The organism is Paenibacillus anseongensis (assembly GCF_009757995.1).
GTDB classification, from domain to species: Bacteria; Bacillota; Bacilli; order Paenibacillales; family NBRC-103111; genus Paenibacillus_E; species Paenibacillus_E chondroitinus.
In genome coordinates this window covers 198,131-215,233 of record NZ_WSEM01000005.1, presented here as the reverse complement: position 1 = coordinate 215,233, position 17,103 = coordinate 198,131, and the positions used below count along the sequence as shown (strand labels likewise).

General features: G+C 47.2%; 12 protein-coding genes. 3 read left to right on the top strand and 9 right to left on the bottom strand.

Annotated features, from left to right (window positions below):
• Positions 1-78 precede the first annotated feature (78 nt).
• Together rfbF and GON05_RS05445 are read left to right on the top strand one after the other, a co-directional pair.
• On the top strand, positions 79-849 hold the full coding sequence (gene rfbF / locus GON05_RS05450) for a glucose-1-phosphate cytidylyltransferase (protein WP_157318195.1): 771 nt from the start codon (positions 79-81) through the stop codon (positions 847-849).
• Between the two features lie 47 nt (positions 850-896).
• Entirely contained in the window at positions 897-1,886 is a 990-nt protein-coding gene (locus GON05_RS05445) for a glycosyltransferase family 2 protein (protein ID WP_157318194.1), read from the top strand.
• A 208-nt stretch (positions 1,887-2,094) separates the two neighbouring features.
• On the opposite strand, the gene GON05_RS05440 is transcribed toward GON05_RS05445, so the two are convergent.
• From GON05_RS05440 to rfbG, 5 genes are read right to left on the bottom strand one after another with little or no spacing between them, the layout of a single operon-like run.
• Positions 2,095-3,225, bottom strand: coding sequence for a DegT/DnrJ/EryC1/StrS family aminotransferase (locus GON05_RS05440; RefSeq protein WP_181646430.1), 1,131 nt, complete (start codon positions 3,223-3,225; stop codon positions 2,095-2,097).
• Positions 3,216-3,920, bottom strand: coding sequence for a GNAT family N-acetyltransferase (locus GON05_RS05435; protein WP_157318193.1), 705 nt, complete (start codon positions 3,918-3,920; stop codon positions 3,216-3,218). The genes GON05_RS05440 and GON05_RS05435 overlap by 10 nt, the downstream gene beginning before the upstream one ends.
• Before the next feature lie 7 nt (positions 3,921-3,927).
• A complete protein-coding gene (locus GON05_RS05430) occupies positions 3,928-4,950 on the bottom strand; it encodes a glycosyltransferase family 2 protein (RefSeq protein ID WP_157318192.1) in 1,023 nt (340 codons plus the stop codon).
• A gap of 1 nt (position 4,951) precedes the next feature.
• Positions 4,952-5,497 carry a dTDP-4-dehydrorhamnose 3,5-epimerase gene (gene rfbC, locus GON05_RS05425; protein WP_309491909.1) on the bottom strand — a complete coding sequence of 182 codons (546 nt, stop codon included), beginning with the start codon at positions 5,495-5,497 and terminating at the stop codon, positions 4,952-4,954.
• Entirely contained in the window at positions 5,487-6,602 is a 1,116-nt protein-coding gene (rfbG, locus tag GON05_RS05420) for a CDP-glucose 4,6-dehydratase (RefSeq protein ID WP_157318191.1), read from the bottom strand. The genes rfbC and rfbG overlap by 11 nt, the downstream gene beginning before the upstream one ends.
• A gap of 201 nt (positions 6,603-6,803) precedes the next feature.
• Here rfbG and GON05_RS05415 point away from each other — a divergent pair, with 201 nt between their 5' ends.
• Positions 6,804-7,283 (top strand): hypothetical protein, encoded by a 480-nt coding sequence (locus GON05_RS05415; RefSeq protein ID WP_157318190.1) that lies wholly within the window; start codon positions 6,804-6,806, stop codon positions 7,281-7,283.
• A 63-nt stretch (positions 7,284-7,346) separates the two neighbouring features.
• Here GON05_RS05415 and ppdK read toward each other — a convergent pair whose 3' ends face one another.
• The 4 genes from ppdK to GON05_RS05395 form a co-directional block, all read right to left on the bottom strand.
• Positions 7,347-10,031, bottom strand: coding sequence for a pyruvate, phosphate dikinase (gene ppdK / locus GON05_RS05410; RefSeq protein WP_157318189.1), 2,685 nt, complete (start codon positions 10,029-10,031; stop codon positions 7,347-7,349).
• The gene (locus GON05_RS05405; RefSeq protein ID WP_157318188.1) at positions 10,028-10,213 is read right to left on the bottom strand and encodes a GapA-binding peptide SR1P; all 186 of its coding nucleotides are present in this window, start codon (positions 10,211-10,213) and stop codon (positions 10,028-10,030) included. The genes ppdK and GON05_RS05405 overlap by 4 nt, the downstream gene beginning before the upstream one ends.
• A complete protein-coding gene (gene gap / locus GON05_RS05400) occupies positions 10,192-11,247 on the bottom strand; it encodes a type I glyceraldehyde-3-phosphate dehydrogenase (protein WP_157318187.1) in 1,056 nt (351 codons plus the stop codon). Before gap ends, GON05_RS05405 begins: the two co-directional genes overlap by 22 nt.
• A 1,322-nt stretch (positions 11,248-12,569) precedes the next feature.
• Complete coding sequence (locus GON05_RS05395; RefSeq protein WP_157318186.1) at positions 12,570-17,018, bottom strand: endo-alpha-N-acetylgalactosaminidase family protein; 4,449 nt, start codon at positions 17,016-17,018, stop codon at positions 12,570-12,572.
• Between the last annotated feature and the right edge of the window lie 85 nt (positions 17,019-17,103).

Sequence of the window (17,103 nt, the reverse complement as noted above, 5' to 3'; positions counted from 1 at the left end):
GTTGCCACTGTCATTTCAACGAGATTTACATATGATATAGCAAGCTAGTTTTTAGAAACATAGAAAGGAGGAATGAGGATGAAAGTCGTAATTCTAGCTGGCGGACTTGGCACCAGATTTCGTGAAGAAACCCATTCCAAGCCTAAACCGATGATCCTCATCGGTGATAAGCCCATTCTGTGGCATATTATGAAGATCTACTCATTTTACGGATTTAATGAGTTTATTATATGCCTAGGTTATAAAGGGCACGTCATTAAAGACTTTTTTGCCAACTATCCCTTGCATGCATCCGATATAACGGTTGACCTGCAAAAAAATACCACTCAGTATCTTTCATCGCCAGTAGAACCATGGAAAATTACACTCGTGCACACAGGCGATGAGACGATGACAGGCGGACGTATTAAGCGAATTCAGAAATATATTGGCGATGAGCCATTTCTCTTAACGTACGGAGATGGATTGACCAATGTGAATATTCCCGAAGTCGTGAAATTTCACCAGGCTCACGGTAAATTCGCGACACTGACCGCGGTTCAGCCTACGGCCAGGTTTGGTTCGCTTATTTTTGGAAATGGCACAGAAATTACTAAATTTCAAGAAAAGCCCAAAGGTGAAGGCGGCTGGATAAACGGCGGATTCTTCGTCTTACAGCCTCAGGTTTTCGATCATATTGACGGTGACCCCACCCATTTCGAGAAGGAACCCTTGGAGCAGCTAGCTGCCTCAGGGCAGTTGCATGCGTATAAACATGCTGACTTCTGGTACGCCATGGACACGCTCCGCGATCAACAGCAATTGCAGAAACTCTGGGACTCAGGACAAGCTCCGTGGAAAATTTGGTAATACACGGCAAAACCAGCCAAAAAGAACGGTGAAAAAGGAGGAGTACGATGACGCCACTTGTCAGTATTTTGTTGCCAACCTTTGATCGTCCACAGTTTCTGGAGCAAGCGTTAGTCAGCGCACTAAACCAAACTTACCCTCATATTGAAATTATCATTTGCGATAATAGCCAAAATAATGCGACGGAGCAAGTGGTGAATTCGTACTTGACCTCACCGAACGGCAGCAAAATCAGGTACGTAAGAAACAAGGCAAACATCGGTCCTACGGCCAACCAGCAGAAATGTTTTCGACTCGCAAAAGGTGAATATATCAACTACTTAATGGATGACGATTTGCTCCATCCGAGGAAAATCGAGCGCATGCTTCCCTACCTGATTGGTAATCCTAAAATTGGACTCGTCACCTCGCTGAAGCAAATTATTGATCATTTCGGGGAACCGGTCCGAATATCCAAAACTCCCCCTTTCAAGCTATCAACTCTGAAAAAACCTGCCATCAACGGGCAATCCTTAATCCAACGAATGCTAACCGACGCTACAAACTATATTGGCGAACCGACAACGGTGCTTTTCAGAAAAGCTGATCTGCTTGAGCCTTTTGGTACCTTTGGCGGCAAACAAGCGTATAACAACGTCGATGTTGCCTCCTGGATTGCTTTGCTTGTCAACAAGGATGCTGTTTTTCTTGAAGAACCCCTGAGCTCATTTCGCAAACATCCTACCCAATTAACCAATACGCTGTTATCGAGAATGGGATGCCAGTGCGATTGGATCGACGCTACCCTATTGGCAAAAAAGCAGCGCATCTTTGATGACTCCTCCACGTTTGTCAAAATGATTAATAGGTTAGGAAAAATAGTACTGGACAATTTTTCAAATTGGAATGAAGCCACTCAAGGTTTATATCTGAATGAATTATTGGATAGAGCGCATCAACTGGCGGTCGTAAGTGAGAAAACCAAAAAGCTATCCTCACTCGCTAAGGATTTGAAAAAACTCACACAACAGCTCGAAGCTCAAAGGAAACCGACCTAGTAACGATTGACGGTTGCGACATTGCAAGATTGAGATTCGTACCCTCATGAGTAACACGCATGAAGGCCTGCTGTGATGCAGGTCTTTTTTGTATGCGCAGACGATTGCCGGCTTATACAAAAAAATAGACCGCTCCTGCACAAGGCACAGGCATTCGGTCTATTTTTCACGCTTGCTGCAAGGATTCCCGGCCGCATACTGTTATTCCTTAAGGAGCATACGAAGCCACGCTCTCAAGAACATACGCAACCTCTTCATCCGTCAAGTCAGGGAACAATGGGAGGGTAACGAGCTCGCGCCAAAGCGTATCCGCTATCGGCGTTTCCGCCTTATAAGGAACAAAGAGCGGATGCATGGTCAGCGGCATGTAATGCACACCGGTTGACACCCCTTTTTTCTTCATATGCAAAATAAACGCTTCTCTCTCCTTCACGCGAACAACAAATGCCCAATACGAAGAGTCGTTCAAATTGTAGGGGATTGCCGGCTGGACAAGTTGGCTGCCCGCAAGTCCGTCTACATACTGACCAATGATCTCTTCTCTTCGCCGGTTCATCTTATCGAGCTTAGCCAATTGAACAAGGCCAATCGAGGCCATGAGATCGTTCATGTTATATTTGTAGCCAATATCGGATATTTCATAATACCAGCTGTTGGCATCCGCATGATACGAGGCATTTTCTTCGTAACGCTCCCATGTATCTTTGTTGATCCCGACCCAACGAGAATGGCGCAAAGGCCGCAGCAGCTCAGGATCGTTCGACGAAATCATCCCGCCATCACCGGTTGTCATGCATTTCTTCTCTTCAAAACTAAAGCATCCGATATCGCCCCATGTTCCCAGGGCTTTGCCCAAATATTTCCCTCCGGCCGAGTGCGCCGTATCTTCAATAACCTTCAAGCCACGCGCCCTTGCCCAAGGCATCAGCTGGTCCATGGGTACTGGATGGCCCATAAAATGAACAGGAATGACCGCTACGCAATCCGAATCATATTTGCGATCCAAATCTTCCAGACTTATGCCAAAAGTCGTTTCATCCACATCGACAAACACCGGGACCAGCCCATTGTACAGAACGGCCATTGCCGTTGCCGCAAAAGTGACGACTGGAACCAATACCTTTTTACCCTTGGGAAATTTAAAAGCAGATAGAGCCAGGTGCAGCGCAGCCGTGCAGGAATTGACCCCTACCGACTCCGCGCTGCCGATATAGTCGCTCCATTTTTTCTCAAACTCGCCTACTCGAGGACCAAGTCCAAGCCATGCTTTACCAAATACTTGCTGAATGCTTTCCAATTCGTCATTGCCAACAGATGGCTTGAACAGCCTTATATCCACGATTTCCCCTCCCCGTTTTCAAGCTCAATCATTTTACCGAATCTGCTCATAAAAGCTTCCCGGGTAACGACCATCGTGACCATTTCCCGTTCAGGCTCACCTGACAGCTGACCTTCTACAGGTACCCAGCGGATGACTTCGCCCGTAACTTCTTTACGCAGCGGTGTGCGCTTTACTTCTACAGCCCCTAAAGTCTCATAAATATGAATCGCGCGGGCATTATCCGAAAGTACATTCAGGTATCCTTTCTGTAAACCTAGTTCGCGCAAACTCCATGCCCCTAAAGTAAGAAGAGCATGCATCACAATGTTGCCATAACGTCCTTTGCGGCCTCTTAGCAAATTATCATACTCACAAGTATGGGCTACTTCATCATAGTGCATTAACCCAATCTGGCCGATTGGCGTCTGCACTTCATCCTCCAGAATAAATAAAATCCGGTCATCCACTTCCAGGATCTGATGTTGTGCCCATGCCCTTGTGCCTTCCTCATTCGCAGGGAATTGTGTGGCAAACCACTGGCCGGCCGCAACCCTCCAGTCCATTAACGCTTTGATGACTTCTTCATTTTCAATGGATTCTATCGTTAGCGGCTTAAGTTGTCCGAGCACCTTGCCATCGACGATGATCGGCAAACAATACGACGAGATTTGGTCGCTTCCCGCTTGTTTATATTCCCGTAGAATCGATTTCACCGATGAATCACCCTTTCTTTTTCGTATTCGTTTGTTTGATCAATTTATTAATTGTTTTTTGAAGATCTGCAGCATTGAATGGCTGAATCGGCTTTTGATTCGACTTTTGATTTGGCTTTTGGTTCGACATTTGGTTCGTTTTCTTGTTCCCACCTTGAAGCAGTTGCTGATTGATCTGCTCAAGTGTCTGTTGGCTCGTCTTCTGTTTGTTAGACTGTTTCATCTTCCCTTGCTGTTTCTCAAATTCTTTGATTTGTTGCGGTGTCGCATAGCCTTGGTTGACAGCAAAAAATTTAAAGGTTTCGATATCCATCATGGCCACTTCTTTGGCCATCTCATGCTGCGACAACTGCTCTGTATGGTAACGCAAATAGCTGAGCGGCTGAACCATGTAGACACCTTTCCCTTTACTTAACAAACTAAGCCAACTCGCCATGTCCACAGCAAAATATGCCTGTCTGCCCAGCAGCATGCCAAAGGGCTCCGTCAGAGCTTTTCTTCGAAACAGAACCGTTGTCGGTTCGCCTAAATAATTAATTCGGTCTTCAAGTATCTTCTTTGTAAGCACTCGGCCGTCGACAATCGTATCTTTCGTGTACAATTGTTTAAACGTTCCAATTGGCGGAACATATAACTGACGACCTGCAGCGTTAATCACTCTTCGTTGTGATGTGACCATCGTGACATCGGGATACTGGATTAAGTAAGCCATCATTTTTTCTATTTTTCGCAGGTGAAACAAGTCATCGTCCATGAGATAGTTAATAAATTCGCCATTTGCCAAATTTAAGCTTTGCTGCTGATTCCCAATCGGACCCAGGTTTTGAGGGTTTTTGAAATATTTGATCTTAGCACCGCCAGGCATCGCTTGATATTTCTGGACGACCAGCTCCGTCTGATTGTTATCGCTGTTATCGCTAACGATAATTTCAATATTGTCATACGTCTGATTAAAAGCACTCTGCAGCGCTAATTCAAAATAATGAGGCCTGTTATAGGTTGGAATTAGAATGCTAACAAGTGGATTCATCTCAATCTCTCCTTTTCAAAGTATCTAACGTTGGAAGCACCTGATCCTTCGCCGACATAATCGGCTGATCGACAGGCCATGGAATTTGAAGCGAAGCATCTTTCCACAAAATCCCGCCTTCATGCGCCGGTGAATAGACATTGTCTACCTTATAAACAACCTCGCAATTGTCCACTAAGGTACAAAACCCATGCGCAAAACCGGGAGAAATATAAACCATGGCAAAATTCTCCTCCGATAACACTCTGCTTTCATAGCAGCCAAAGGTGGGAGAGTCTTGCCGTACATCGACAAACACATCCAGGATTGCTCCTTTGCTAACCCAAATGAGTTTCGTTTCTGCATGAGGCTCGTGTTGGAAATGCAGCCCCCGAATCGTGCCTTTCTGTTTGGAAAAAGAGCGGTTTTCTTGCACCCAATTGCGGTGAAGGCCATGCGCCTTCATGATATTTACATCATAGAGTCGGGTAAAATAACCCCGGTGATCGGTATTGGGAGCTAACGTAATGTCATAAATGCCCTGGAGATTGCCGGGTTTAATGATCACGCTGTTCACTTCCCTCTACATATTCCTGTATTTGTTTGCTGCAAATCTCCCTGCAATCTCCCGACTGGTCGTAGGCTTTGACCCATTCAATCGATTTCGTAATCGCCATATCGAGATTCCAGCGAGGTGACCACCCTAGTAAATCGCGCGATTTCGTGCAATCTAATCGCAAAACAGGAGCCTCATGCGGATGCTCCGCCGAATCGATGAGATAGGCCGCTTGATCTCCCCATTTCTGGCATAAGCTGCATACGACTTGCTCTACTGAGATCGTATCCTCCTCATTAGGACCAAAATTCCACGCTGCTGCATACTGCTTGTCATCATAAACATGCTGGGCCAGCAGCAGGTAACCGTGAAGCGGCTCAAGGACATGCTGCCAAGGGCGAACGGCTTGCGGATATCGGAGCTTAACCGGCTCATCTTGAAGAATAGCCCTGAAGCAATCGGGAATCAGCCGATCTTCGGCCCAATCTCCGCCGCCAATGACGTTGCCGGCTCTCGCCGACGCTAGCGCAACCGGCACGGCCCATGCTTGTTCTTCCTTTTCAAACATTTGTCGATAGCTGGTTACAATCAATTCCGTTAAAGCTTTGCTGTTCGAGTAAGGATCGCCGCCGCCTAAACGGTCATCTTCCCGGTATCCTCTCTCCTCATCCAATTGCGAATAAACCTTATCGGTTGAAACATGGATAACCGCCTTGATGGGAGCATTGTTTCTCTTAGCTTGACGTACAGCCTCTAGTAAATGAATAGTTCCCATCGTATTAATCTCGTAGGTTTCTATGGGATTCAAATAAGAGGCTCGAACCAGCGGTTGAGCCGCTAAGTGAAAAACGATATCCGGAGCTGCTTCTACAATAGCTTCAGATAACGCCGTCATATCGCGAATATCAGCAATATAAGACGATACCACGTCCTTCATTCGGCAAAGCTCAAATAAACTCGGCTCCGTCGGCGGCTGTAAGGAATATCCCGTCACGTTAGCTCCCATGCCTTGCAACCATAAGCTGAGCCAAGTTCCTTTGAACCCTGTATGACCTGTGACAAATACGTTCTTGCCCTTCCAGAAGTCGGCGTTAATCCGAATCCGGTTGTCTGGCATGTTTGTTCCTCCTCTCATTCGATCATCTTGATAGAGAAACAGATTCTATCGAATGTTTTTCATATCAAAATATCGTATGATCGCTAGAGCAAATCCGAAAGCGGCAAAAATCTAGTCTATGAAAATAAAAATAATAAGCTATCATCCAATCACATCTGCGAAAACTTACATAACATAGATACTAGAGAGGAGGGATAGCAAATGAGTCAACTTTTAGAAAAACTTGAAGAAATGCTTAAACAACTTCCAGGTGGAGTAACAGAAGGACCTGTTGGCGCTGTTTTACAAAAACTTGGTGAACTCCAAGCCGCTATGGATGCAAACATGGATAACCCTACAAGCTCCCAATGGCTGAACCAGCTTCAAGCCGAAATTAGCAAATTGAACTTGGATGAAAGAGCAATGACAGACATCCAAAACGTTCTTAATCAAATCACGAATATTTCCGGTACAAACGTTCTTCCGGGAACAGCCATTCCTGCAGTTCTTGATGCCGTACGTCAATTCGTAGCTCAACTCAACGTAACAAATCCGACGCCAGAAACGATCTCCGCAAACTTAGCAGCACTTCGTGGACTTGTGTCTCAAATTGAAGGGATTTTGACTGGTCAAATGAGCGCATTGAACTTGAACCAAGACACAATCGCTAGCCTATTGAAACAATTTAAACTTACGAAGTAATCAAAAAAAGACCTTCACGAGTAGATTTATCTACAAAGGAAGGTCCTTTTTTTGTTTCTTATTTCAAATCGCTTGTGCGACATCACTTGCTCCAGGCTCCCCGTATAAAAGAAACGCTTGAGCAGCGGCTATCCGAGCCAAAGGAATCCGGTATGGCGAACAGCTTACATAATCCAAGCCGATCCGGTGACAGAAAAAAATCGACTCCCTGTCTCCGCCATGTTCCCCGCAGATGCCTGTTTTTAAAGACGGCTTCACTGATCGTCCTACATTCACTGCCAGTTCAATTAATTGACCGACGCCTTCGGTGTCTAGCACCTGAAACGGATTATGCGGCAGCAGCTTGTGATTGACATAATGGGTCAGAAACTTCCCTTCCGCATCATCACGGCTATAGCCAAACGTCATCTGCGTCAAATCGTTCGTGCCGAATGAGAAGAAATCGGCATGTGCCGCAATTTGACGAGCCGTTAATGCAGCTCGCGGCACCTCAATCATCGTCCCTACTTGGTAAGGGCATTCGCGAAGTTTGTCTTTCCCCAGTACTTGCTGCGCCACGAAGTCAACGAGTTCTCTTAAGATCTTCAACTCGTTGGCGTGGCCGACGAGCGGAATCATGATTTCCGGATGCACCCGGACACCTGCGTCAATACATATGGAAGCTGCGCGGAAAATGGCCTCAATTTGCATATCGTAGATTTCCGGATATACAATCCCTAAGCGGCAGCCCCGCTGTCCCAGCATCGGGTTCGCTTCATGCAGCGCTTGCACCTTGCGGAGCAAGGATGCGACTTCCTCTTTTTCCTTGATGGATCCATCACGTTCGTATGTCAGCTGGGCATGCCTTTTTTGCAGCTCATCGAGGTTAGGCAGAAACTCATGCAGCGGTGGATCCAGCAGGCGAATCGTTACCGGGAGGCCATCCATGCGCTCGAAAATCCCTTCAAAATCAGACTGCTGCATCGGAAGCAGTTGGGCAAGCGCCTTCAAGCGCGCTTCCTTGTCTTCTGCAAGGATCATGCGCTGAACAACAGGCAGACGAGCCGGGGAGAAAAACATATGCTCCGTTCGGCATAAGCCAATTCCCTCGGCGCCAAGCTGCCTTGCGATACCGGCATCGTGCGGATTATCCGCATTCGCAAACACCTTCAGCGTACGAATTTCATCCGCCCACTCCAGCATAATGAGCAGCTCATCTGTCATTCGGGCTTCAAGCAAAGGCATAGCCCCTGCAATAACACGACCGGTCGCACCGTCCAAGGTGATCCATTCCCCTTCTTCCAGGAGCCTGTTCTGTGCAAACATGCGCTTCTCTTCTGGCACGATCCGTATCTCTTCACAACCGCACACGCATGGCTTCCCCATCCCTCTGGCGACAACCGCCGCATGGCTTGTCATTCCGCCTCGGCTTGTAAGCACGCCCTCCGCAGCGATAACGCCATGAATATCCTCCGGCGTCGTTTCCGTTCTGGCGAGGATAACGGTCCTGCCAGCCCGCACCCATTCTTCCGCCGTGTCGGCATCAAAAACAAGCTGGCCAACCGCTGCGCCAGGTGAAGCCGGAAGTCCCAGCGCCAACACATCGATGACCGCCGCTTCATCAATCCCTCGATGCAGCAGCTGATCCAGATGCAGCACTTCAATGCGGCTGACGGCATCCTGCTTGGTCAATACACCTTCATGGACCAAATCAACTGCGATCTTAAGCGCAGCTTGGGCGTTCCTTTTGCCGCTTCGCGTCTGAAGCAGGTACAATTTATTATTTTCTACCGTAAATTCGATGTCCTGCATGTCCTTGTAATGCTTCTCAAGCTGCTTGGAGGCGTCTAGAAGCTGCTCATAAATAGCAGGCATTTCCTCTTGAAGTGCGGCAATAACCAGCGGTGTGCGGATCCCGGCGACGACATCCTCCCCTTGTGCATTAATTAAATATTCACCAAAAAAGGTGTTTTCTCCCGTAGACGGATTTCTCGTAAAAACAACACCTGTGCCTGAGTTCCCTCCCATATTGCCAAAAACCATGCTCTGCACATTGACGGCCGTTCCCTGCTCATCCGGTATCCGATTCAGTTTCCGGTAAGTTTGTGCCCTAGCATTGTTCCACGATTTGAAAACAGCTTCAATCGCCAGCTTCAACTGCTCATAGACATTCTGCGGGAAGGCTCTGCCCGTTTTACTCAAAATGCAAGCCTTATACGCCTCAATTAGCTCCTTCCACCCGTTAGCAGTCACATCCTGATCCTGGTGAGCGCCCTCCTTCACTTTCAAGCGATGCAGCAAGTTTTCGAAATGGCCAGACTCTATGCCAAGCACGACGCTGCCAAACATTTGCAGCAAACGCCGGTAACAGTCGTAAGCAAACTTTTCGTTATTTGTATGCGCAGCCAATCCTCGGACCGTTTTATCATTCAAGCCTAAATTCAGTATCGTATCCATCATCCCCGGCATCGAGCTGACCGAACCGGAACGCACAGAAACAAGCAGCGGATTGTCCGCATCACCGAACGTTTGATTTTTCTGTTTCTCCAGCTGATTAAGCGAAGCTTCAACTTGTTCAAGCAGTGAGTCCGAGAGCCGATTTCCCTTTACAAAAAAGGCTAAACATGCTTCCGTCGTGATGGTGAAGCCAGGTGGAACGGGAAGGCCGGCACGCGTCATTTCCGCTAAATTGGCCCCCTTTCCGCCAAGAAGAGCTATCATTGAGGCGTCTCCCTCCTGGAAGGGGACCACCTGTTTCTGCGTCGTCATTCGGATGCCTCCTTATTGTTATCTTTCCGTGCGCAACCTGGGCAAACTACATAAAACTTTTTGTACCCATCCGTAGGCAGCGTTGCAAGTACTTCGTTACAAGATTTACAAATAATGAGACCAAGTTCATTTGGTTGGACAGCTACTCCCGCTTCCATTGTTACACTGATTGTATGAGACATGACGTTCCCTCCTTTTCGAGCGTGCTTTCTGCACGAGAGATATAAGCTACTTCGTCTATGACTCGACTAGCGTAACCCCATTCATTGTCATACCAGGCTAAAAGCTTAATTTGATTATCTTTCGTCATCATAGTAAGACCATCTATAATAGCGGATTTCGCATTGCCGATGTAATCCGCGGATACAAGTGGCAGCTCGTTGTAGTCTACAAAGTCCCCCATCGGGCCGGCAACTGCCTGTTTCATGGCTGATTTTACTTCCTCAATATGCACGTTGCGGTTAACCGCCACTTGAAGATCCAACAGCGAGACATCCTGAGTCGGCACACGCACCGATACTCCTTGAATCTGTTCAGCAAGATGCGGCAAAACATCCGCCAGCGCTTTCCCCACCCCAGTGGAAGTCGGAATAATGGCGTTCGTACAAGATCGGGCACGACGTAAATCTTTATGCGGATTGTCCAAATGGTTCTGATCATTCGTAAAGGCATGCACCGTTGTCATCCATCCCGTTTTGACCTGAAATGACTGATCTAAGATGTGCAAAATAGGCGCAATACAGTTCGTTGTACACGAAGCTGCGGAAATCAAGTGATGCTGCAAAGGATCATACGTGCCTTCATTGACGCCCATGACCAACGTCAGATCCATATTTGTTCCGGGTGCCGTAATCAGAACTTTCTTGGCACCTGCGAACAGGTGGCGTTCAGCTCCATGCCGATGGTTAAACTTCCCCGTGGCATCGACAACCATTTCAACGCCTAGTTCTTTCCAAGGCAACAGATCCGGCTCTCTTTCACAAACAACGCGAATGGATTGTCCGTTAATGATCAACACGTTATCTGGAGTAACCTCAATTCTGGCGTCCCAAGTGCCATGCACGGAATCGTACTTCAACAAATGGGCTAATACATGAATGGGACAAGTTGAGTTTACTACTGCTATTTGGAAATCCTGCTGCGAACCAGTCAACGCTTTTCTCAAGACGAGCCTTCCAATTCTTCCAGTACCGCTGAGTCCAACTCGCATCTCCATCCCCCTTATCTCGTTTAGTACGTCATAAATGTAACATAAGAATATATATTACACAATATATATTTGTTTATTTCGATGAAAAGGGGCTAATGATGCTAGATCCAATGAGGAAAGAATATATATGACATACTAATAGCGAGATACTGAAAGTTGATCTCACTTACCAAACTAAGCCGAATATTAGTAAAATTAGCCGATGAGACTAGCATTTAAAGGAACTACAGGGCGCTATTTCGTTAAAAATCGGGAGTCCCGCTGCTGAAGGGGAACTACAGAATCTTATTTCAGTGAAATGCGCCACTTCACTACCCAAAAGGCCAAAATAAGGTCCCAGTGATCCCTCTGATTTGCTTAAATGGCTGTTTGCGCTCAAATAGCGCCTTGTAGTTCCTTTAACAGCTGCTCCCTGTGCCGTCTCGTTCTATACCCGATATTGAAAGAACTCATTCGACGTCAGATCACATTATTTATCACACCCCACTGACTCTTCACCAAGTGGAGCCTGCAACAGCATCTATGTTGTATTTAATACAACCATTTGGCTGTGATTGGGCCAAAGATCACCTCTATGTTGTAGTTTGTGCAACCACATAAGCGGTAAAGCGCTTACAAAACTCCTTTTCACAACAAATGGTTGTATATTGTGCAACGAAAGACCGCATTCGCGGTCAAACCAGGCTATTACGTTGTATATAATGCAACGTAAGCCTTAGAAATATGAATTTTACTTCAACTATGCTGCTCAAACGCCCCTTCGTCACCTCATTCCTCATACATTTATCACTAGTCCCCATCCCGCTACACTACTGATCACTAATCACCATTAACATCACCAGCCCATCACACTATTTATCACTTATCCCCCCTCTCTCATCCCACCACAACCATTTGTTACTCATTTCCATCATCCTACCCATCACGCCATTGATTACTTACCCCCTCCCTCATCCCCCAAACCATTTGTTACTCATTTCCATCATCCTACCCGTCACGCTATCTATCACTAATCACCTTCACCAAACGGCCACACTACTAATCACCCATCACCATCCCCCATCCGAACAAACCATTGTCACTCAAAACCATCTCTCCCCCAACACCCATCACTTAACCTTCAACAGGAAATTGTACTGCTAATTTGCTCATATCTGCTGCTCTCTCGCCAGTAAATGGAAATTATCCAGCTAATTCTTCAACTCTCATCCGAAATGAGGTGAATCGACTAAATTACCTGCACAATTTCCAGTTGCTCGCCAGCGAACAGGTAGCGCGAAAAAAATACCGCCAGGATGAATTTCCATCCTGACGGTATTTGTTGTTAGCTATTGGATAATCTGACTAGCCACTTTCACAAGATCGTCTAGATCGATTTTGTTATCTCCAGTAACATCGGCTTTCTTCACAAGCAACCAATCCGGGCTGTTCCAATCTTTTCCGTAGTTGGCTGCGATCATGGCAAGGTCGCCAATCGACACTTTGTTGTCGCCATTGATATCGCCCGGCGTACCTGGAGCAGGGATTGTGATGGAAACGTTCGCTGATCCAAGCGTTGCGCTCGTCTCGTGTCCCGTTGCATCCCCGAGCACCGCCGATTCAACGGCCAAACGAGCTGTTGCCGGCTGCGTGATGTCTTTCGCTTTAAAAGTCAGCTCCAGCACATCACCGCTGCCGATGATGGCATGACCCGCTCCTTCGCTCGCAACGATGAAGCGAACTTTACCTGGTGTTGTTTCTGATTTGGACACCAAGCTGATACCCAATTGAGCAGGCTTCGCTGAAACAAGTTCCATTAGCGAAGTATCATAGCTTATCGTTAAATCCTGAGCGTAAACCGCTTCGGTAACATTGGATAGACCCAAACCTACCGTAAAGGTTTGCCCCGTTTGAACCGAGCTAGGTGCGATCAGCGTTGTTGCGGGTACACTCACTACCTTCGTGACGGTAATTTGTGCTGTCGCATGGAAATTGCCGTCAACTGTAGTTGCTGTAATGCTCGCACTACCTGTTTTTAGGCCAGTTACGATCGTTTTGCCTCCAACAACTTCAACCTTCGCAACCGATTCATCGCTGCTGGACCAGGTCACATTCTTATTCGTCGCATTATCCGGCTGCACCAACGCTTTCAATTCTACAGTGCCACCTTCAGCGAGAGAAACATCCGTTTTGTCGAGCACTACGCCAGTCACCGCATGTAAGGTCTCATCTGTTACTCGGATGTTATCTACAACAAGCTGGCCTCCGAGCTCGGCACTGCTGTTATCTGCTCCCTTTAGAATAGCAAGGTAAGCATTTTTGGCATTGTCTGTCGTGAACGTCAAGTCAACCGTACTTGCTCCCGCTGGCAACGTTTTGGTCGCCAGATCTCTCACTGTGCCGTTATCATTCACACGAACGGCAACTGTGAACTGATTGGCCACATCCGCCTTGGCCTGCATTGTCAAATGATACTTTTCATTTGTCTCGAGACGTAATGTTTGCGGCAGTGTACGCAGCCATTCGCCTGCTCCGCCTTCATTTGTTTTCAGCGAGAAGTTGCCATCCAACACATAGGATTTCACTTGATTTTCGCCTTTTTCTACCATATGCGTCTGCACATTGCCTGCTTTCGCATAAACAAAAGGCCCCCAAGCTTCATCGACATTCTCGAAATCTTCATTCAGAACAGTGCCTGCTTGATCTGTTTTCCCCGGATTCTCCCATATACGTACATCGTCGAAAGATACCGTTCCAGTACCTGGCGCTACGTTAAGTGCAAGTGTTGCTTTATCGCTTACTGCATCAAAGTTCACTTTCACACGTTGGAAATTGGTATTGTAATATTTGTGCTGTGGAGCGAAATATTTCAGCTTCGTATCTTCCAAGTAGTTGGACACTTCAATGTCACCTTGTTTCACGCTAATCGACGACTTGCGATCCGCTCCATATACGTTCACCCAGACGGATGCGCTGTAGGTTTTGCCTGGCTCAAGTCCTGTAATAACTTGCTCGACTTTCGCATCGTCAGGCCCTTTCACTTCTAAATATTCGTCAGCGTTGCTGTTTTTCTTGAAGCTGATGTGATCCGTTGTTCCAGTGGAAGACGATTTGCTCCAAGTTCCCCACTTATGGCTGTCAAAGCCCGGATCCTTGACCGGACTGCCATCGCCCCAGATCGTTTCCGCTTCTTGCGTCGCCGCTGTCTTGTACAGCACATAACCGACATTGGACTCGGCGCTCAGCGTCACTTGCCCGTTCGTTACGTTCACGTCCCCGACAAACTGACGATCTGTATCCGTTAGCTTATACAGCTTCGCAGTCTGCACGCCGCTCCATGACGCAGGGACCTTCCATGTCGTGCTGCCGCCAGCTGGATTCCAGTGGTAAATCTTATCTTCTTTCACCGGATCCCAAGGGATGAAGATCGTGCTGTTACTGATATCGGTGGAATCCGTCATAATTGCGATATCATTGCCGTCTTTCGTCAGATGAATTTTTCCGTCTCCAGCGCGTGCAACCGATACGTTACCTTCAAAATCGACGCGATCGTTCGTCATTTTCATAATCGGGAAATGCTGCATGTACTTCGTCGGTAAGTTCTGGTTAAAGAACGTTTTCGTCACTTCTTGATAGCTGTAGAATTGGGAGTTAGGCTGCCAATAACCGACACCGGACTGCTTGTTGCCTTTCAAAAGCGCATCGCTCATAAAGCCGTCCACATTCGTGTTGCGAATGAACCTGACAATTTTACTGTCATCGCCTTGATTCGGATACCCTGGATCTGTGCCCCAGTGAACCCAAGAGGCTTGTTCTTGCAGCGGGCCTGCAAATTCCGTGCCGAGCATCCAGCCATTGCCGTTAATATAATCGGCCAGCTTCTTCGCATTCCAGCCTGCCCCTGTATAAACATCCACATATACGAAGTCCAAATTGTCGCCTGTATCTGCTTTCAACATATCCAAGCGACGTTTCAATTCGCCGGACTCAATGTCTTTGCGTTGGTCAACATAATACGCTTGATCGAGCCAGCCCCAGCCTTTGCTCAGCGGTGCAATCATGTTCGCCATCTTCGTTTGGAATGCGTCCAGATGGTACTCCGTGGCGTTAATGTGCACGCCGCCTTTGATGTTATACTTCTTGCCTTCCGTCAGGAAGTAGTTGAAATCATCCTTCCCGCCTTGGCGAATACCGATATGCCCGCCGTAATCCGGGTGCGAATCGTCGTGTCCTTCCGCTTGATACCCCTTCTGCAAAACAATTTGGCCGAACTCGTCGGTTAGATGCGCAATTTTCTTGGCGTGGTCCAGCGAACGCAGAAACGGCATACCTGTTGTTGCGATGTTCATGCTAATCCACGAGATGTTATCTTTAATCATGTCGCTTCCGTAAGGCATATCGGAATGGCTGCGATACACGACGGCACCGTCCTGCCAATCAAGAATCCCGTCATTATTCGCATCCGGCGTAATAATGACTTTCGACCATGGCAGCTCTTCTGGAGCCGGTGCAACCATGCTTTCACGGTACGTCCAAGCGCCGTTAGCCAGCGCAGCAACTTTCTCGCCAGATGCCCCATCCGAAACACTCGTGCGTACTTTATCGTTGCCATTGATAACATTATTAACAATCGTGGCTGCCAGCTTATCGGAGTTGACGAATCCGAATGTACGGCCGCTTGGATTCAAGTTTTGCGCTCCATTTTTCAGGTCGTTGTATTCCTCAAATACTTTATTCCACTCACCGGTGAACCAGGCTGCCGTCTCCTGTGCTTTCGGCTGTGTCGAAGATACGGAGGCTAGACTATGATTCGGGAATTCAATACTTTTCACCTTAGTCGAACCGTTTTCTTGAATCTCAGTGAACTTCATATCGAGCGTATTGTCCACCACTTCCATCTTCACCTTCAGTTGGACGGCCAGCTCTTCCACATTCATCGTGTAGATCACGCTGTTGCCCACTTTTTCCGCCGTCGTCTTCGGCCAATACTCTTCTCCATTGATTTTCACAGCGTAAAGATAATTTTTCTGCCCATTCATGATAGCGCCGGTTGCTTTCCATACGTAGTTGTCTACACGCGGGAACGTACTATCCAGTTCAGCTTTCATCGTAGCCGATTCCGATACAAAGTTAACGGCATTCGGATCCTGCTTAGGCGGCGTAGGCTTCGTATACGGGGTGACCTTCGTATCATCAAGGTACATTGTTTTACTGTCGAACCATGTTCTCATCCCGATTTTACCTGGAGCAGAAGGCATATCCCCAACCGTTGCAGCAGCAACCTTTTCTCCGTCGATCCATAAAATAATATCCGAGTCCACATATCTCAGTTTTATATCATAGGTTTGGTTGGTAGACATAGATTTGGAAGCGATCGTTCCATAGTATTCCGTACCGTTTTTCAAGTAATAGTAGAGCCAATTTCCGTTATCATAGACAACACCGGCAAAGTTACTCACATCAACATACCGGAACAAAAAGCCATAACGGCCTTGCCCGCTCTCGACCTTCAGCTTTGTTTCCAATTCGGCGTTCTGATAGGAGGGCGAGTTATCATCCACCATCAAAGTTACCCCGGATGTAACAATTTTGAGCATATTGTTGACGACGCTAAAAGTCGCGTTGCCCGATGCTTTCTTCCAACCGCCAACCTGTCCGTTATTGTAATCCTGGAAATAAGCATCCCCATCGGCAGCTAATGCTGTACCTGCCGGGACAGCGGCATACACTTGCAAAGCTGTAAGTAAAGCTAAAGAAACTGTAACGCTTTTTTTCAACTTGCGACTACTGGACTTCATACAACCATTCACCCTCCCTGATTAGGTTCCCCTGTTTCCCAAACTTTCGCGATATTCCGACATGATACGACATGTATCATTGAGG